This window comes from Mycobacterium sp. NGS45 (genome assembly GCF_059812645.1).
In genome coordinates, this window is the sequence record NZ_JCALDB010000012.1 from 164,950 (window position 1) to 182,511 (window position 17,562).

Sequence of the window (17,562 nt, forward strand, 5' to 3'; positions counted from 1 at the left end):
CGGCTAAGGTCGCCGTCATGTGCACCAGGGTGGTCTATCTGGGTTCCGGCGAGCGGGTGGTCACCGGCCGCTCGATGGACTGGAAGTACGAACTCAACACCAACCTGTGGGCGCTGCCCCGCGGCATCGCCCGAACCGGGCAGGCCGGACCGGACTCGGTGGAGTGGACCGCCAAGTACGGCAGCGTGGTGGCCACCGGTTACGACATCTGCACCACCGACGGTCTCAACGAGAAGGGTTTGGCGGTCAACCTGCTGTGGCTGGCCGAATCGCAGTATCCGGCGGCCGACGCCGGCGGCGGCAACGCAATCTCGCTGGCGCTGTGGGGCCAGTACGTCCTGGACAACTTCGGCTCGGTCGCCGAGGCGGTGTCCGCGTTGACCGCGACGCCGCTGCGGGTGACCACCGCCGAGGTGCCCGGCCAGCAGCGGATGGCCACGCTGCACCTGGCGATGTCGGACGGGTCCGGCGACAGCGCGATCGTGGAGTACATCGACGGTGTGCAGACCATCCACCACGGCCGCGAATACCAGGTGATGACGAATTCGCCGACCTTCGACAAGCAGTTGGCGATCACCGAGTACTGGCAGCAGATCGGCGGCACCGTGATGCTGCCGGGCACCAACCGCGCCGCCGACCGGTTCGTCCGGGCCGCGTTCTACGTCAACGCGGTGCCCAAGACCGACGATCCGCTGGAAGCCGCCGCGGTGGTGTTCAGCGTGGTGCGCAACGCCTCGGTGCCCTACGGCATCGCCACCGCCGACGAACCCAACATCTCCTCGACCCGGTGGCGCACCGTCATCGACCACAAGGACCTGCGCTACTTCTTCGAATCGGCGCTCTCGCCCAGCACGTTCTGGGTCGAGTTGAGCAAGTTGGACTTCAGCGCGGGCGGACCCACACGCCGGCTGAGCCTCGGTGACGGCGAAAAGACCGTCTATGCAGGCGACACCAGCGCCGAGTTCGAGCCAACGCCGCCGTTCGAGTTTCTCAGCACGCCGTAACGCAGACCACGCCGCCAGTCGCCGAGGGACGAGCACGTCATCGGCTCCCTTATCCTGGTTGGGATCCAATCCCAGCTGAAGGGGCAGACAGTGGCGCTCGTCGTGCAGAAATACGGCGGATCCTCGGTGTCCGACGCCGAACGGATTCGGCGCGTCGCCGAGCGGATCGTCGAGACCAAGAAGGCCGGCCACGACGTCGTCGTGGTGGCCTCCGCCATGGGTGACACCACCGATGACCTGCTTGACCTGGCTCAACAGGTGTGCCCGTCGCCGCCCGCGCGCGAGCTCGACATGCTGCTGACCGCCGGCGAGCGGATCTCCAACGCGCTGCTGGCCATGGCCATCGAATCGCTGGGCGCCAATGCACGGTCGTTCACCGGTTCGCAGGCCGGCGTCATCACCACCGGCACCCACGGCAACGCCAAGATCATGGACGTGACGCCGGGACGACTCCGGTCGGCCCTCGACGAGGGTCAGATCGTGCTGGTCGCCGGGTTCCAGGGCGTGAGTCAGGACACCAAGGACGTCACCACGCTGGGCCGCGGCGGCTCGGACACCACCGCGGTTGCGGTCGCTGCCGCGCTCGGTGCCGACGTGTGCGAGATCTACACCGACGTCGACGGCGTGTACACCGCCGATCCGCGGATCGTGTCGGACGCCCGACGGCTGGAGACCGTCTCCTTCGAGGAGATGCTGGAGATGGCCGCGGCCGGCGCCAAGGTGCTCATGCTGCGCTGCGTGGAATATGCCAAGCGCTACAACCTGCCGATCCATGTCCGGTCGTCGTACTCGGACAAACCCGGCACCCTCGTCAAAGGATCGATGGAGGACATCCCCATGGAAGACGCCATCCTCACCGGTGTGGCCCACGACCGCAGCGAGGCGAAGGTGACGGTGACCGGCGTGCCCGACGTGCCCGGCTACGCCGCCAAGGTGTTCCGCGCCGTCGCCGACGCCGACGTGAACATCGACATGGTGCTGCAGAACATCTCGAAGGTGGAAGACGGCAAGACCGACATCACCTTCACCTGCTCGCGGGAGAGCGCGCCGGGTGCGGTGGCCAAGCTCACCTCGCTGCAGGATGAGATCGGCTTCACCCGGGTGCTCTACGACGACCTGATCGGCAAGGTCTCGCTGATCGGTGCCGGTATGCGCAGCCACCCCGGCGTCACCGCCACCTTCTGTGAGGCGCTGGCCGAGGCGGGCATCAACATCGACCTGATCTCCACCTCGGAGATCCGGATCTCGGTGCTGATCAAGGACACGGAATTGGACAAGGCCGTCGCCGCGTTGCATCAGGCATTCGACCTCGGCGGCGGCGAGGAAGCCGTGGTCTACGGCGGCACCGGACGCTGATCGGCGCGCCGGCCGACCAGCGCCGAGCACGGCACCAAAGAGCACGACACCAGGGCGCACGAAACCAGCAGAGCACGAAACCAAAGAGCGAGACACGACGGGAACGGCAATGGTCAACATCGCAGTAGTGGGAGCCACCGGTCAGGTCGGCCAGGTGATGCGCACGCTGCTCGAGCAGCGCGACTTCCCGGCCAACAACGTCCGGTTCTTCGCCTCGGAGCGCTCGGCGGGCAAGAAGCTGAGCTTCAAGGGCCAGGAGATCGAGGTCGAGGATGCCGCCACCGCTGACCCGGCGGGCATCGACATCGCGCTGTTCTCGGCCGGGGCCACCATGTCCAAGGTGCAGGCCCCGCGGTTCGCCGCAGCCGGAGCGGTCGTGGTGGACAACTCCTCGGCCTGGCGCAAGGACCCCGACGTTCCGCTGGTGGTCAGCGAGGTCAACTTCGACCGGGATGTGGCCGGTCGGATCCGTTCGCTGCCCAAGGGCATCATCGCCAACCCGAACTGCACCACGATGGCCGCCATGCCGGTGCTCAAACCGCTGCACGACGAAGCCGGGCTGACCCGGCTGATCGTGTCGAGTTATCAGGCGGTCTCCGGCAGCGGATTGGCCGGTGTCGAGGAACTGGCCGCTCAGGCCCGCGCCGTGATCGACAGCGCCGAAGGCCTGGTGCACGACGGTGCGGCAGTGGACTTCCCGGCGCCGAACAAGTACGTCGCGCCGATCGCGTTCAACGTGGTGCCGTTGGCCGGCGCGCTGGTCGACGACGACTCCGGGGAGACCGACGAGGACCAGAAGCTGCGCAACGAGAGCCGCAAGATCCTGGGCATCCCGGAACTGGCGGTGTCCGGCACCTGCGTGCGGGTGCCGGTGTTCACCGGGCACTCGCTGTCGATCAACGCCGAGTTCGCCCAACCGATCTCGGCCGCGCGCGCCAGTGAGATCCTGGCCGGCGCCCCCGGGGTGAAGTTGGTGGACGTGCCGACGCCGTTGGCTGCCGCCGGTGCCGACGATTCCCTGGTGGGCCGGATCCGCCAGGATCCGGGCGTGCCGGACGGTCGCGGTCTGGCCCTGTTCGTCTCGGGTGACAACCTGCGAAAGGGCGCTGCGCTCAACACCATTCAGATTGCCGAATTGCTCGCCGCTGCGCTGTAGTCCGGTGCGCCGACGTCGACGTCCGGGTCGCCGGGTGTGGCACGCGGTGCCGTTGGGCCTCGCGGTGCTGTTGGGCTGCGCGCTGGCCGCGCCGGTGTCGGCCAGTCCGGAGAACGGGCTGCCGCCGCTGGCCCCCGGTCAGGTGGTCCGGATCGGCGCGGTGGCCGGAACCGGAACGGACACCGCCGATTACGGTATCGGGGCCACCGACCTGTGCGAGTTCTTGGAATTCCCCACCGAACTGCTGCAGGTGTGCGGTGACAGCTTCGCCGGTCCCGGTGTGGGTTTCGGCGGCTGGTATTCGCCGGTCGCGCTGCACGTCGACCGCAGCTCGCTGAACTCGCCGGGCGGGGTGCGCTACACCGGCGTCACCGGCGCGTTCGAACCGTTGCTCGCCGACCCCGGACCGGCCGGCACCTCGCAGCTGCCGGCCGGCATCGTGGAGATCAACCGGGAGAACTACCTGATGATCACCACCACCAAGAGCTTGCTGCCGCAGAACTCGCGGTTGGTCAAAGCCGAAGTGGCGCAAGCAGGTTGGCCGACTGTTGCCGGTTCGGTGCGGGACGCCGACTACCTGGACGGCAAGCAAACCCAGATCAGCGGTTACTACGACCCGATCCCGACGTCGGACTCGGTGACCGGTTGGGTCTACATCGTGGCCAATGACTTCGACCGCAGTGCACCGGTTTCGCTGTACCGGGTGCCGCCGGCGAAGTTCACCGACCGTGCGGCCTGGCAAGGTTGGTCGGAGTCCGGCGGCTGGGCCGGACCGGCGGCTCCGCTGTGGCCGGACCGGGTGGGGGAGATGAGTATTCGGCAGATCGAAGGCAAGACCGTGCTGTCCTACTTCAACGCCAGCACCGGCAACATGGAGATCCGGGTCGCCGACGACCCGACCAAACTGGGCGGCGCCCCGGTGACCACCGTGGTGCGGGCCGGGGATTGGCCCGAGCAGGTCGACGCGCTGCCCGACCCCGACGACAACACGCTGGCCCAACCGTACGGCGGTTACATCGCACCCGGCTCCACCCTGGACGAGGTACGGGTGTTCGTCAGCCAGTGGAACACCGTGACCCGGGACCGGGCGCCCTACCGGGTCCTGCAGTACGCCGTCAACCCGCTGAAGCCATGGTGAGGCGTGCCGGTCAGCAGGTCCCGGTCATCGCGCTGACCGGCTACCTCGGCGCCGGCAAGACCAGCCTGCTCAACCACGTGCTGCGCACCTCGGGGTCGCGGATCGGGGTGGTGATCAACGACTTCGGTGAACTCAATGTGGATGCCGGCTTGATCACCGGCCAGATCGATGAACCGGCCTCGATCGCCGGCGGCTGCATCTGCTGTCTGCCCACCGACGGTGCACTCGATGAGGCGTTGGCCAAGCTGGCCGACCCCAAGCTGCGGCTGGACGCGATAATCGTGGAGGCCAGCGGGCTGGCCGAGCCGGTTGCGTTGGCCCGCATGATCGGATTCTCCGGGATACCCGGGGTGCGCCCGGGCGGCGTGGTCGACGTGATCGACGCGGCCACCCACTTCGACACCGTCGACCGCGACGGCATCCCGCCGGCCCGCTACGCGGCGGCTTCGCTGATCGTGGTCAACAAACTCGACCAGCTCGCCGACGCCGACCGCGAGGCCACCCTGGCCCGCATCGAGGCCCGGGTGCGCGATGCCAACCCGCGCGCCCACCTGGTGGGCGCAGTCGGTGGCCGGATCGACCCGGCCCTGCTCTACGACGTCGCCGACGTCGCCGAGGAGACCGGGCAGTTGTCCTTCCGGGAACTGTTCGCCCAGGCCGAAGCCGACGAGCACGCCGCGCATCCGCACACGCACGCCGATTCGGTGACCGTCACCAGTTCCGGCCCGGCGCGGCCGGGCGCGCTACTCGATCTGCTCGAGCAGCCACCCGCCGGGGTGTACCGGATCAAGGGCACGGTGTGCATCCGGCACACCTCGGGGGTGCGCAGCCACGTCGTGCACGTGGTCGGCACCTCGGTGCACATCACGCCGGTGCGCCGGGGCGGGACCGACAATGCGCTGGTGGCGATCGGTACCCGGTTGGACACCGACGCGGTGCGCACCGCGCTGACGAACGCCCTGGCCGCCGACCCGGAACCGGCGACCGCGGCCGACCTGCGCCGCTGGCACCGCTTCACAGCCAATTCCTAACGGCGGCTCACCTGCCATATTGGCGCCGACGTGGATGATGGCGACATGAGTGAAACACCTGAGCAGCCCGACACCGCCGACGCCACGGCGCCCATCGGGTCCGCGGCTCCCGAGGCCGCACCGGCCGCGGCCCGGCCGATCGTGGTCGAGAACAAACCCAACCGGCTCTACCAGGTCGCGGCCTGGGTGGCGATCGTGGCCGGCACGCTGTTCATCGTCGGAGTGGTCTTCTGCACCGGATTCATGCTGGGCAGCCACAGCGGCGACGGGCACCACCGCCACCACCACGATCGGGACAGCTCGAAGTTCGAGCGGGGCGGACCGATGATGCACCCGGGCGGACCCTTCCGGCGCGGAGATGACTCCCGAGACGACGACTCCAGGGACGATTCCAGGACGCAGCGGCCCACCGAACCGAACCGGGGCGCCGAGAGCCCGTCGCCCTCGCCTACCTCACCGGCCACCCCGCCCGCGCGGCCCTGAGCAGTTCGAACACCGCTCGCGGATCCTGAACACGTGCCGCGAGCCGGGTTCGGCGGCTGGCATGATCGGAACCGGTTCGCAGCTGGCAGCGAACAGCGCACCGAGGACATTCGCAACGGCTCCGAGGCAGTGCGGCCGGGGAGTCCGGGCGGGAGGAGGATTCGTCGATGAAAGCCGTCGTCCACCTGACCGGCGCGGCGGTGTTGGCCGCCGCCGGGCTGCTGACCGGCGCGGCCCCGGCATCGGCCAAGCCGTCGGATCCGGGAGTGGTGAACTACGCCGTGCTGGCCAAGGGTTCGGTGGCCAACGTGGTGGGCGCACCCATCACGGCCGAAACCAGGTTCGGCTTCCCGTTCCAGGGCTATTCGGTGGACGTCCCGGTGTGCAACAACTGGGCCGACATCGGACTACCCGAGGTGTTCAACGACCCGGACCTGGCGTCGTTCAACGGCGCCGCGGCCCAGACCTCCCCGACCGATGACACCCACCTGGTCAAGCAGGCGGTCGGGGTGTTCGCCAGCACCGACGCCGCCAACCGCGCCTACCACCGCGTGGTGGACCGCACGGCCGGTTGCGCCGGTCAGACCGCGACCATGCGTCTGGACGACGGCAGCGTCGAGGTGTGGTCGTTCAGCGGCGGCGCACCCGGGCCGGCCGACGCGTCCTGGGTCAAACAGGAGGCCGGCACCGATCGGCGCTGCTTCACCCAGACCCGGCTGCGCGAGAACGCGCTGCTGCAAGCCAAGGTGTGCCAGTTCGGCAACGGTGGCCCGGCGGTCAACGTGCTGGCCGGGGCGATGCAGAACATCCTGGGGCAGTAGCCGCACGACAGAGCGACGAAAAACGGGTATCGCCTCCTGGTGTCACACGACGAGAATTTGTCGGTCCGGTGGTCGAAGATGGAACCAGCCACTCGACGAATGACCGGGACAGCAGGTCCGAGGAGCGAGGCAATCAACTCATGACGTCCGCCGTCACAGCACCGCCGGTACCGGCCGCGCCGGCGGACGTCGAGGTCAGGGAACTCACCGGCTCCGCCGACGCCGCCCAACAGATCTGCGCGCGCGCCCTGCGCGACACCCCGCTGGGCCGGGTCGGCATCGAGATCGAAGCGCACTGCATCGACCTCGACGACCTGATGAGTCGACCCGGTTGGTCGCGCATCCAGCAGGTCGTCGCGGGGCTTCCGGCGCTTCCCGGGGGCAGCCGGGTCACCGTCGAACCCGGCGGCGCGGTGGAACTGTCCGGACCGCCGCTGCCCGGTGCGTGCGCCGCCATCGCGGCCATGCGCACCGACCGCGCGGTGCTGACCCAGGCTTTCAACGCGGCCGGCCTGGGCTTGCTGCTCACCGGTACCGATCCGCTGCGCAGCGCACAGCGGGTCAACCCGGGCGCGCGCTACCGGGCGATGGAGCAGTTCTTCGCCGCCACCGGCACCGCCGCGGCCGGCGCGGCCATGATGACCGGCACCGCGTCGGTGCAGCTGAACCTGGAAGCCGGCCCGGCCGACGGCTGGTCCGCCCGGGTCCGGCTGGCGCACGCGTTGGGTCCCATCATGGTGGCCATCGCGGCCAACTCGCCGCTGCTGGACGGCCGGTTCACCGGGTGGAAATCCAGCCGACAGCAGGTGTGGGGACAGCTCGACACCGCGCGCTGCGGGCCGGTGTTGGGGGTCGGCTACGAGGACCCGGCCACCGACTGGGCGCGGTATGCACTCAAGGCGCCGGTCATGCTGGTGCACGAGCCGACCGCCGTCGCGGTGCCGGAGCGGGTGCCGTTCGCCGACTGGGCCGACGGCCGGGTGTTGCTCGGTGACCGGCGGCCCACCACCGCCGACCTGGACTACCACCTGACCACCTTGTTCCCGCCGGTCCGTCCGCGTGGCTGGCTGGAGATCCGCTACCTCGACGCCGTTCCGGAACAGCTTTGGCCGGCCGTCGTGTTCACCCTGACTCAACTGCTCGACGACGCCGACGCCGCCGCCCAGGCCGGCGTCGCGGTGGCCGAGGTGGCCACCGCGTGGGACACCGCGGCCCGGATCGGCCTGGCCGATCCGCACCTGCAGCACGCCGCCCGGCACTGCGTCGGAGTAGCGGCCGCCGCGGCCCCGCCGGAGTTGACCGACTCGATGCAACTGCTGTCCGAGTTGGTGGACCGCGGCCGGTGCCCGGCCGATGACTTCGCCGACGCCGTGGTCCGCACCGGCCCGGCCGCGGCGCTGCGCAGTGCGCTCGGAGCGTCTCGATGAGCGCGGCAGCCACCCTCGCCGAGGAGTTGGCCCGGGCCCGGGACCGCACCCTGGCCCTAGTCGAGTTCGACGAGCACGAACTGCGTCGGCAGTACCACCCGCTGATGAGCCCGCTGGTGTGGGATTTGGCGCATATCGGTCAGCAGGAAGAGCTCTGGCTGTTGCGCGGCGGCGACCCGAACCGGCCCGGGCTGCTCGACCCGGCGGTGGAAGGCCTCTACGACGCGTTCGTGCATCCGCGGGCCGGCCGCGGCGAGCTGCCGCTGCTGTCCCCGGCGCAGTCCCGCGACTACCTGAACACGGTGCGCGCCAAGGTGTTCGACCGCTTGGCCGGCCTGGCAGACGATGATCCGGGGTTCGACTACGGGCTGGTGATCAGCCATGAGAACCAGCACGTCGAGACCATGCTGCAGGCCTTGAACCTGCGCGGCGGACCGCCGCTGCTCGACGCCGGCGCGCCCACCCCGCCGGGGCGGCCGGGATTGGCCGGGACCTCGGTACTGGTCGCCGGCGGGCCCTTCGTGCTGGGCGTGGACGCCGACACCGAACCGTATGCCCTCGACAACGAACGTCCTGCCCACGTGGTGGACGTGCCGGGGTTCCGGATCGGCCGGGTGCCGGTCACCAACGCCGAATGGCAGCAGTTCATCGACGACGGTGGGTATCGGCATGCGCGGTGGTGGTCGCAGCCGGGCTGGGCGCATCGGTGCGCCGCGGGACTGCAGGCACCGCAGTTCTGGAACCCGGACGGCAGCCTTACTCGATTCGGCCGGACCGAACCCATCCCGCCGGCGCGGCCGGTGCAGCACGTGACCTACTACGAGGCCGAGGCGTACGCGGCCTGGGCCGGGGCGCGGCTGCCGACCGAGATCGAGTGGGAGAAGGCCTGCGCGTGGGATCCGCGCACCGAAACCCGGCGTCGCTATCCGTGGGGCTCGGATCCCCCGGATGCCAAGCGGGCCAACCTGTCCGGGGTAGCGCGCGGGCCGGCTGAGGTGGGCAGCTATCCCGAGGGCGCCTCGGCCTACGGGGCCGAGCAGATGCTGGGCGATGTTTGGGAGTGGACCGCATCGCCGCTGCGGCCGTGGCCCGGATTCACCCCGATGATCTACCAGCGCTACAGCACACCGTTTTTCGAGCCGGCGCCCAGCGGCGAGTACCGGGTGCTGCGCGGCGGTTCGTGGGCGGTGAGCGCCGACATCCTGCGGCCCAGTTTCCGCAACTGGGATCACCCGATCCGGCGACAGATCTTCGCCGGCCTGCGGTTGGCCTGGGACGTCTGATGTGCCGACATCTCGGCTGGCTGGGCGCGCCGGTCCCGGTGAGCACTCTGGTGCTCGACCCACCGCACAGTCTGCTGGTGCAGTCCTACGCACCGCGCCGACAGCGGCACGGCCTGCTCAACGCCGACGGCTGGGGCGTGGGGTTCTTCGCCGACCGCGATGGCTCGCACGCCGACCGCGACGGTCCGCAACCCGGCCGGCCGGCGCCGCCGCGGCGTTGGCGCAGCGCGGCCCCGCTGTGGGGGGACGCGTCGTTCGCGTCGGTGGCCCCGGTGTTGGTCAGCGGCTGTGTGGTGGCCGCGGTCCGGTCGGCCACCGTCGGCATGCCGATCGAGACCACGGCGGCGGCGCCGTTCACCGATGGGCAGTGGCTGCTGTCGCACAACGGCGTGGTGGACCGTGCGGTGCTGCCGGTCAGCGCGGCCGCCGAATCGACCGTGGACAGCGCGCTACTGGCCGCGCTGATCTTCGACCGGGGGATGGACGCACTGGCCGAAACCCTCGCCTGGGTGGCCGAGCGGGACCCAGCCGCACGACTGAACATCCTGGCCGGCAACGGATCCCGGCTGCTGGCCAGCACCTGGGGTGACACCCTGGCGATCCTGCGCCGGCCCGACGGGGTGGTGTTGGCCAGCGAACCCTACGACGATCATCCGGACTGGACCGACGTGCCCGACCGGCACCTGGTCGACGTCGACGCCGACGGTGTGCGGATCACCGACCTGCGAGGAGATCCATGAGCCTGGTGTTGACCAACCATCTGCCGGCCGATCATGCGCGTCGCGAACTGTGCAACGACGTCCGCGACGGTCTGACCCGGACACCGAAGTCGTTGCCGCCGAAATGGTTCTACGACGCCGCCGGCAGCGAGTTGTTCGACCGGATCACCCAACTCCCGGAGTACTACCCGACCCGGGCCGAGGCGGCCATCCTGGGCCGGCGGGCCGACGAGATCGCCGAAGCCAGCGGCGCCGACACCCTGATCGAACTCGGGAGCGGCACGTCGGCCAAGACCCGGATGCTGTTGGACGCGCTGGCGCGCAGCGGTGCACTCGAGCGTTTCGTTCCGTTCGACGTCGACGCCAGCGTGCTGCGCAGTGCGGGGCAGGCCGTGCAGCAGGAATATCCGGGGCTGCAGGTCGACGCCGTGTGCGGCGACTTCGAACGCCACCTCGCCGAAATCCCGCGCGGTGGACGCCGATTGGTGGCCTTTCTGGGGTCGACGATCGGCAATCTGACGCCGGGTCCGCGGACGTCCTTCCTGGCGGCGCTGGCAGAGACCCTGGCGCCCGGCGACGGCCTGTTGCTGGGCACCGATCTGGTCAAGGATCCGGTTCGGCTGGTGCGTGCCTACGACGACGCAGCCGGGGTGACCGCCGAGTTCAACCGCAATGTGCTCAGGGTGATCAACCGGGAACTGGGCGCGGACTTCGTCGTCGAGGATTTCGAGCATGTCGCCCGGTGGAACAGCGTAGAACGGCGCATCGAGATGTGGTTGCGGGCACGCGGTCCCCAGCGCGTCGCGATCGACGATCTGGACATGGAAGTGCGCTTCGCCGACGGCGAGGAACTGCTCACCGAAGTGTCCTGCAAGTTCACGCCGACCCAGGTGGCCGACGAACTGGCCGCGGCCGGGTTGACCCGCACCCGGTGGTGGACCGACCCGGACGGAGACTTCGGCCTGACCCTGGCGGTCAAGTGAGCGCCGAGCTGGCTCAGGCGTGGCGCACCGCGCGTCCGGAACCGGTTGTGCTGCACCTTGATTCGGCGGCCTGCTCGCGGTCGAGCCGCGCCGTGCTGGACGCGTGCGCCGCGCACGCCCGGCACGAAGCCGAGGCGGGCGGCTACGTCGCGGCACAAGCCGCCGAACCGGTGCTGGCGGCCGGACGCACCGCTATCGGGGCGCTGACCGGGATGACCGCAGCCGACGTGGTGTACACCACGGGCGCCCAGCACGGTTTGGACCTGCTGCTGGGCAGTTGGCCGGACCCACGCACCGCGGTGTGTCTGCCCGGCGAATTCGGGCCCAACCTGGCCGTCATGGCAGCACACGGCTTCCAGGTCAGCGCGTTGCCGGTCGACCAACACGGCCGGCTGCGGGTGGCCGCAGCCGCCGATGCGCTGCGCGCCCAGCGACCCGCGATGGTGCACCTGACCGGTCTGGGCAGCCACTGCGGTGTGGTGCAACCGATCGCCGAGATGGCCGCGCTGTGCCGAGATCTCGAGATCCCATTGGTGCTCGACGCCGCCCAGGCCCTGGGCCAGCTGGACTGCGCGGTCGGGGCCGACGCGGTCTACTCCACCTCGCGCAAGTGGTTGGCCGGGCCACGCGGGGTCGGGTTCCTGGCGGTGCGCCCCGAGCTGGCCGAGCGGCTGAACCGCCGGGTGCCGCCGCCGAACTGGCCGCTGCCGATGACCACCCTGCAGAGTTTCGCCTGGGCTGAAGCGAACATCGCTGCGCGAGTGGGATTTTCGGTGGCACTGGGCGAGCACCTGGCGGCCGGCCCGGCGCGGGTGCGCGCCGGCCTGGCCGCGGTCGGGCGGGCCACCCGCGCGGTGCTGGCCGAGGTGGCCGGCTGGCAGGTGGTAGAGGACCGCGACGAGCCCAGCGCGATCACCACGCTGCGCCCGCCGCCGGGTGCCGATCTCGCCCGGGTGCACCGGGAACTGCTGGCCGAACATGCCATCTTGACCACGTTCGCCGAGGTCGCCCGGGCGCCGTTCGCGCTGACCGCCCCGGTGCTGCGAATCTCACCGCACCTCGACGTCGATACCGCCGACCTCGGGCTGTTGGCCGATGCGCTCACCGTGCTCGGCGAGCCGGACTGAAAGTCAGCCCGGTTTGTGCGCACTGAGCAGGAAGGCCGGAAACTTCACCCGGCCCTGTTCGTCCAACTCGTGGTCGACAGTCGGCGCTCCGGGGATCTCCACCCGGTTGGCGTGGATGTGGGCCGGCCGGATTTCGTCGATCTCCCAATACTTTCCAACTGCGGCCCGCAACTCGTCCTCGTCGACCTGGTTGGGCTTGATCTCCAGTTCGGCCGGAAACGCCCCGCTGGCGAACACCAGAATGTAGTAGCGCGCACCCGGGGCTGCCGCGCGGTACACCGACTGCTGGTAGCCGTCCCGGGCGGTTACCGGCAGCGAATGAAACAGGGTGCTGTCGATGATGGTGTCGAAGGTGCCGTCGAAGCCGGTGAAGGTGGTGATGTCGTCCTGCACGATGGTGACGTTGGTCAGCCCGCGGTCGTCGGCGGCCTGACGGGCCGCGGCCACCGCGGTAGGGCTCAGTTCGATGCCGACCACGTCGTAGCCGGCAGCGCCGAGCGCCAACGCGAGTTCGGCGTGCCCGCAGCCGGCGTCGAGCACCGCACCGGACACCTTTCCGTCGGCGATCAGCCGGGCCAGTTCGGGTTGTGGCTCACCGATGTTCCACGGCGGCGGGCCCGCGAATTGAGCCTGCTCGCGGTAGGCCTCGTCCCAGTTCATCACGTCATCGGCAGCGTCCATGGCAACCACGGTACTGGTCCTGGCAACCGCCGACGGTCGGTCAGCTCTGGGTGCGCGGACCGTCCCAGGTGTGCACCGGCTGATTGGAATGCATGAGTTCGCAGTACAGCCGCAGCATCTCGGCCAGCGCCTGCGGTCGGGGCAGCCCGCGCTCCTGCAGGGCCTGCACGGTCTGCACCTGCCAGGCTGCGCCGGTGCGGCCGGTCTTGGCCCGGCCCTCGATCACACCGAGGAACCGATCCCGCACGTCGGCGGCCACCCGCCAGCGTCGCAGCCCCTCATCGGCCAGCGGCAGCAGCTCCCGCAGCACCAACTCATCGGGCGTCACCTGTCCGAGGCCGGGCCAATACAGTTGGGCATCCATCCCCCAGCGGGCACCGGCGTAGAAGTTCGACTCGGCGGCCGGGAAGCTCATCTTGGTCCAGACCGGCCGGTCCTCTTCGGACAGCGTGCGCAGCAGACCGTAGTAGAAGGCCGAGTTGGCCAGCATGTCGAGCACCGTGGGCCCAGCCGGCAGCACCCGGTTCTCCACCCGCAGATGCGGCCGCCCGGCGACGACGTCGTACACCGGGCGGTTCCACCGGTACACCGTGCCGTTGTGCAGGCGCAGCTCGGACAGCTGCGGGGTGCGGCCGGCGGCCAACTCGGCCGCCGGGTCTTCCTCGGACAGTTCGGGCAGCAGTGACGGGAAGTAACGCACATTCTCTTCGAACAAATCGAAGATCGAGGTGATCCAGCGTTCGCCGAACCAGACCCGCGGCCGCACCCCCTGGGTCTTGAGTTCGTCGGGCCGGGTGTCGGTGGACTGCGAGAACAACTCGATGCGGGTTTCGGCCCACAGGTGGTGCCCGAAGAAGAACGGTGAGTTGGCCCCCACCGCCAACTGCGGACCGGCCAGCACCTGGGCGGCATTCCAATTGTTGGCGAAGTCGCCCGGAGCCACCTGCAGATGCAATTGCATACTGGTGCAAGCAGATTCGGGGGCGATGGTCTCGGTCATCAGGGTCAGCCGCTCGGGGCCGTCGATGTCGATCAGGATATCCTCGCCGCGGGCCGTGAAGATCGACTCGTTGAGCGCGCGATACCGGGCCGATTCGCTCATCCAGTCGTGCGCCAAGTGGGTGGGCCGCAGCGTCGGCAGAATGCCGATCATCACGATGTGCTTCCCGCTGCGGGTGGCCTTGGTTTCAGCGGCGTTCAGGCTGGCCCGCACCTCATTTTCCAGGTCCAGCGCCGAGCGTCCCGGCAACGGCCGCGGCGGAACGTTGAATTCGATGTTGTAGGCGCCCAATTCGGTTTGATAGGCCGGATCGGCGATCGAGGCCAAGACCTCGGTGTTGGACATCGCCGGTTGGTAGTCCTCGTCGACCAGGTTGCACTCGATCTCCATACCGGTCAGCGGCCGGTCGAACTCGAAGCTGGACTGCGCCAGCATCGTTTCGAAAACGTCCAGGCACAACAACACCTTGCGTCGGTATTCCTGCCGGTGCGCGCGGTTGTAACTGGCCTGCCGGACTTCATCGCCCACACCGCGATGCTAATCGGCGGTCAGGTTCGGCGGCGGGCGATGAGCACTTGCGGTATCCGGCAACCGCGCCGCAGCTCGAGTTCGATCGCCGGGTCGGCGTGCTGCGCCAGCGATCGCAACGCCGACGGACTGTAGCTGCGCAGCGAGCTGATCAGCCCGTCGTGCACGAACGGCAGCCAGGGGACCAGCGGCGCCATGCTGGCCAGCCGCAGCAGGTGCAGCGGGGCCGGCGGCCGCGGCAGGTCGATGATCAGCAGCTGCCGACCGACCCGGGTGCCCTCGGCCAACGCCGCCGCGGCGGCCGCCGGTGGCAGGTGGTGAAACGACATGGCGAACAACACCAGATCGAAGCTGCCGTCGTCGGCGTCGATCGCGGTGGCATCCATCCGGCGCACCGTGGCCCGTGGGTGTCGGCCCAGGTCGCCGTCGGCCATCGCGGCCACCGACGTCGGCTCCAGATCCGTGACCGTGAGCCGGGCGGTCGGATGCTCGTCGAGCAGGATGGCCGAGACGGCGCCGTGCCCGGCGCCGAGTTCCAGGATGGTCGGGTCGGGCACCTCGGCGAGCAGTTCCAGGGCCAGGTGGGCGAACCGGCGGTGGTGGCCGAACAGCCGGCCGGTGAGCTCGAGCGCGTCGATTACCTGGCGTTTGCGTTGATCATCGTCGTCGCGGTCGAGGTACTCGAGCCGGTCGGTGCGCAGCAGCCGATCCAGACACGATGCGTCGAACCCGCCGCGCGGCATTCGGTCAATGTCGAAGGTTCTGGTGCTCACGTGGTCCATCATGGACGACGAGCCAAAACCCGCAGATCACCGACCAGGCCGCCGAGGAGACCCGTTGGCTGACTTCGTTGCCGCCATCGACCAGGGCACCACCAGTACCCGCGCGATGATCTTCGATCATGCCGGCCGCGAGGTGGGCCGGCACCAACTCGAGCACGAGCAGATCCTGCCGCAGGCCGGCTGGGTGGAGCACAACCCGGTGGAGATCGCCGACCGCACCAGCTCGGTGCTGGCCAGCGCATTGAACAACACCCGCCTGCAAGCCCGGGACCTGGCCGCGCTGGGCATCACCAATCAGCGCGAGACCGCAATGGTGTGGGATCGCCGCACCGGACGGCCGTACTACAACGCGATCGTGTGGCAGGACACCCGCACCGATCGGATAGCGTCCGCGCTGGACCGCGACGGTCGCGGTGATGTGATCCGGCGCAAGGCCGGGTTGCCGCCGGCCACCTACTTCTCCGCCGGCAAGGTGCAGTGGATTCTGGACCACGTCGACGGGGTGCGGGCGGCCGCCGAGTGCGGCGACGCGCTGTTCGGTACCTCGGACGCCTGGGTGGTGTGGAACCTGACCGGCGGACCGGACGGCGGTGTGCACGTCACCGACGTCAGCAATGCCAGCCGCACCATGCTGATGGACCTCGAGACCCTGGACTGGGACGATGAACTGTTGTCGTTCTTCACGATTCCGCGCCAGATGCTGCCCAGGATCGCGCCGTCGTCGGCGCCGGAGCCGTACGGCCTGACCCGAGGGTCCGGGCCGCTGGCCGCCCAGATTCCGATCACCGGGATCCTCGGCGATCAGCAGGCCGCCATGGTCGGCCAGGTGTGCCTGTCGGCGGGGGAGGCCAAGAACACCTACGGAACCGGAAACTTCCTGCTGCTCAACACCGGTGAGAAGATCGTGCGTTCGCGCAACGGATTGCTCACCACGGTTTGCTATCAGTTCGCCGACGCCAAACCGGTGTACGCACTGGAGGGTTCGATCGCGGTGACCGGATCGGCGATCCAGTGGCTGCGCGATCAACTCGGGATCATCAGCGGCGCAGCGCAAAGCGAGGCGCTGGCCCGGCAGGTCCCGGACAACGGCGGGGTGTACTTCGTGCCCGCGTTCTCCGGATTGTTTGCGCCGTACTGGCGTTCGGATGCCCGCGGCGCAATCGTCGGGCTGTCCCGGTTCAACACCAACGCGCACTTGGCGCGGGCCGCGCTGGAAGCGATCTGCTATCAGAGCCGCGACGTCGCCGACGCGATGGAAGCCGACTCCGGTGTGCATCTCGAGGTGCTCAAGGTCGACGGCGGCGTGACGGCCAACGACCTGTGCATGCAGATCCAGGCCGATGTGCTCGGCGTCGACGTGGTGCGACCCGTGGTGGCCGAGACGACGGCGCTGGGCGCGGCCTATGCCGCCGGGTTGGCGGTCGGGTTCTGGAACGACCCGCAGGAACTGCGGGCCAACTGGCAGGAAGACCGGCGCTGGTCGCCGTCCTGGACCGCCGAGCAGCGCGCTGCCGGCTATGCCGGATGGCGAAAAGCCGTGCAGCGCACCCTGGATTGGGTCGACGTGTGAGCGGTGCGGTTATCGCGACGGTGGGGTGTGCGCGATGACCGCACCGCAGGCAATCAGTCCTCGCTGAGGATCTGGTAGACCTCACGCCGGGCGCGGTTGAGGATCTCGACGATCCGCTGCTGCTGGTCGACGCTGGCGGCGTGCGCGGATTGCGTTACCGCGCTGAACAATTGGCCGATAGCGGCCTGCAGGTTCAGATGGCCCGGGTCGGCATCCTCGGCGATGGCGTCCCACGGTGGGGTCTCGACCTGCTCGGCTGCCGCGCGACCGTCCTCGGTGAGCTCGAAGAGCTTGCGGTTGCCGTCGGCTGCGCTGGCCACGATCAGGCCTTCGTCCTCGAGCAGTTGCAGCGTCGGGTACACCGAACCGGGACTCGGTTTCCACAGTTGCCGGCTGCGCGAGTCGATCTCCTGGATCATCTCGTAGCCGTGCATGGGGCGTTCGGTCAGCAGCACCAGGATGGCCGCGCGGAC

17 protein-coding genes are annotated in these 17,562 nt (G+C 69.4%); 13 read left to right on the forward strand and 4 right to left on the reverse strand.

Annotated elements, in window-relative coordinates; genetic code table 11:
- Positions 1–17: 17 nt before the first annotated feature.
- The 12 genes from AC5Y3P_RS13430 (at position 18) to egtE (ending at position 12,528) form a co-directional block, all read left to right on the forward strand.
- Complete coding sequence (locus AC5Y3P_RS13430; protein WP_500046389.1) at positions 18–1,004, forward strand: linear amide C-N hydrolase; 987 nt, start codon at positions 18–20, stop codon at positions 1,002–1,004.
- Between the two features lie 90 nt (positions 1,005–1,094).
- On the forward strand, positions 1,095–2,360 hold the full coding sequence (locus AC5Y3P_RS13435) for an aspartate kinase (RefSeq protein ID WP_500046390.1): 1,266 nt from the start codon (positions 1,095–1,097) through the stop codon (positions 2,358–2,360).
- 109 nt (positions 2,361–2,469) lie between these two features.
- Positions 2,470–3,516, forward strand: coding sequence for an aspartate-semialdehyde dehydrogenase (locus tag AC5Y3P_RS13440; RefSeq protein ID WP_500046391.1), 1,047 nt, complete (start codon positions 2,470–2,472; stop codon positions 3,514–3,516).
- Positions 3,517–3,562: 46 nt separating this feature from the next.
- Positions 3,563–4,654, forward strand: a complete 1,092-nt coding sequence (locus tag AC5Y3P_RS13445) for a DUF4185 domain-containing protein (RefSeq protein ID WP_500046392.1) — start codon at positions 3,563–3,565, stop codon at positions 4,652–4,654.
- Complete coding sequence (locus AC5Y3P_RS13450) at positions 4,648–5,685, forward strand: CobW family GTP-binding protein (RefSeq protein ID WP_500046393.1); 1,038 nt, start codon at positions 4,648–4,650, stop codon at positions 5,683–5,685. The genes AC5Y3P_RS13445 and AC5Y3P_RS13450 overlap by 7 nt, the downstream gene beginning before the upstream one ends.
- Before the next feature lie 45 nt (positions 5,686–5,730).
- Positions 5,731–6,168: a hypothetical protein gene (locus AC5Y3P_RS13455; protein ID WP_500046394.1), complete on the forward strand. Its 438-nt coding sequence runs from the start codon at positions 5,731–5,733 to the stop codon at positions 6,166–6,168.
- A gap of 167 nt (positions 6,169–6,335) precedes the next feature.
- Positions 6,336–6,989, forward strand: coding sequence for a sensor domain-containing protein (locus tag AC5Y3P_RS13460; RefSeq protein WP_500046395.1), 654 nt, complete (start codon positions 6,336–6,338; stop codon positions 6,987–6,989).
- 140 nt (positions 6,990–7,129) lie between these two features.
- The gene (egtA, locus tag AC5Y3P_RS13465) at positions 7,130–8,416 is read left to right on the forward strand and encodes an ergothioneine biosynthesis glutamate--cysteine ligase EgtA (RefSeq protein WP_500046396.1); all 1,287 of its coding nucleotides are present in this window, start codon (positions 7,130–7,132) and stop codon (positions 8,414–8,416) included.
- Complete coding sequence (egtB, locus tag AC5Y3P_RS13470; protein WP_500046397.1) at positions 8,413–9,699, forward strand: ergothioneine biosynthesis protein EgtB; 1,287 nt, start codon at positions 8,413–8,415, stop codon at positions 9,697–9,699. The genes egtA and egtB overlap by 4 nt, the downstream gene beginning before the upstream one ends.
- On the forward strand, positions 9,699–10,439 hold the full coding sequence (gene egtC, locus AC5Y3P_RS13475) for an ergothioneine biosynthesis protein EgtC (RefSeq protein ID WP_500046398.1): 741 nt from the start codon (positions 9,699–9,701) through the stop codon (positions 10,437–10,439). The genes egtB and egtC overlap by 1 nt, the downstream gene beginning before the upstream one ends.
- The gene (egtD, locus tag AC5Y3P_RS13480; protein WP_500046399.1) at positions 10,436–11,401 is read left to right on the forward strand and encodes an L-histidine N(alpha)-methyltransferase; all 966 of its coding nucleotides are present in this window, start codon (positions 10,436–10,438) and stop codon (positions 11,399–11,401) included. The genes egtC and egtD overlap by 4 nt, the downstream gene beginning before the upstream one ends.
- Positions 11,398–12,528 carry an ergothioneine biosynthesis PLP-dependent enzyme EgtE gene (gene egtE, locus AC5Y3P_RS13485; protein WP_500046400.1) on the forward strand — a complete coding sequence of 377 codons (1,131 nt, stop codon included), beginning with the start codon at positions 11,398–11,400 and terminating at the stop codon, positions 12,526–12,528. The genes egtD and egtE overlap by 4 nt, the downstream gene beginning before the upstream one ends.
- 3 nt (positions 12,529–12,531) lie before the next feature.
- Here the strand turns inward: egtE and AC5Y3P_RS13490 are convergent, their stop codons facing one another.
- The 3 genes from AC5Y3P_RS13490 to AC5Y3P_RS13500 are packed head-to-tail and all read right to left on the reverse strand — an operon-like array spanning position 12,532 to position 15,519.
- Positions 12,532–13,209, reverse strand: a complete 678-nt coding sequence (locus AC5Y3P_RS13490; RefSeq protein WP_500046401.1) for a class I SAM-dependent methyltransferase — start codon at positions 13,207–13,209, stop codon at positions 12,532–12,534.
- A gap of 40 nt (positions 13,210–13,249) precedes the next feature.
- Positions 13,250–14,737 (reverse strand): glutamate-cysteine ligase family protein, encoded by a 1,488-nt coding sequence (locus AC5Y3P_RS13495; RefSeq protein WP_500046402.1) that lies wholly within the window; start codon positions 14,735–14,737, stop codon positions 13,250–13,252.
- A gap of 20 nt (positions 14,738–14,757) precedes the next feature.
- Positions 14,758–15,519: a class I SAM-dependent methyltransferase gene (locus AC5Y3P_RS13500; RefSeq protein WP_500046415.1), complete on the reverse strand. Its 762-nt coding sequence runs from the start codon at positions 15,517–15,519 to the stop codon at positions 14,758–14,760.
- A gap of 1 nt (position 15,520) precedes the next feature.
- On the opposite strand from AC5Y3P_RS13500, the gene glpK reads away from it, so the two are divergent.
- The gene (glpK, locus tag AC5Y3P_RS13505; protein WP_500046403.1) at positions 15,521–17,089 is read left to right on the forward strand and encodes a glycerol kinase GlpK; all 1,569 of its coding nucleotides are present in this window, start codon (positions 15,521–15,523) and stop codon (positions 17,087–17,089) included.
- Positions 17,090–17,142: 53 nt separating this feature from the next.
- On the opposite strand, the gene AC5Y3P_RS13510 is transcribed toward glpK, so the two are convergent.
- Positions 17,143–17,562 (reverse strand): PadR family transcriptional regulator (locus AC5Y3P_RS13510; RefSeq protein WP_500046404.1); only part of this gene is annotated, 420 nt, incomplete at its 5' end.

Bases quoted from the DNA above. Each gene is read 5' to 3' on its own strand.
- AC5Y3P_RS13500 (WP_500046415.1), bottom strand. From the start codon at position 15,519: ATGGACCACGTGAGCACCAGAACCTTCGACATTGACCGAATGCCGCGC.
- AC5Y3P_RS13455 (WP_500046394.1), top strand. From the start codon at position 5,731: ATGAGTGAAACACCTGAGCAGCCCGACACCGCCGACGCCACGGCGCCC.
- egtD (WP_500046399.1), top strand. From the start codon at position 10,436: ATGAGCCTGGTGTTGACCAACCATCTGCCGGCCGATCATGCGCGTCGC.
- AC5Y3P_RS13440 (WP_500046391.1), top strand. From the start codon at position 2,470: ATGGTCAACATCGCAGTAGTGGGAGCCACCGGTCAGGTCGGCCAGGTG.
- glpK (WP_500046403.1), top strand. From the start codon at position 15,521: ATGGACGACGAGCCAAAACCCGCAGATCACCGACCAGGCCGCCGAGGA.
- egtC (WP_500046398.1), top strand. From the start codon at position 9,699: ATGTGCCGACATCTCGGCTGGCTGGGCGCGCCGGTCCCGGTGAGCACT.
- AC5Y3P_RS13430 (WP_500046389.1), top strand. From the start codon at position 18: ATGTGCACCAGGGTGGTCTATCTGGGTTCCGGCGAGCGGGTGGTCACC.
- egtA (WP_500046396.1), top strand. From the start codon at position 7,130: ATGACGTCCGCCGTCACAGCACCGCCGGTACCGGCCGCGCCGGCGGAC.
- AC5Y3P_RS13450 (WP_500046393.1), top strand. From the start codon at position 4,648: ATGGTGAGGCGTGCCGGTCAGCAGGTCCCGGTCATCGCGCTGACCGGC.
- egtB (WP_500046397.1), top strand. From the start codon at position 8,413: ATGAGCGCGGCAGCCACCCTCGCCGAGGAGTTGGCCCGGGCCCGGGAC.
- AC5Y3P_RS13490 (WP_500046401.1), bottom strand. From the start codon at position 13,209: ATGGACGCTGCCGATGACGTGATGAACTGGGACGAGGCCTACCGCGAG.
- AC5Y3P_RS13460 (WP_500046395.1), top strand. From the start codon at position 6,336: ATGAAAGCCGTCGTCCACCTGACCGGCGCGGCGGTGTTGGCCGCCGCC.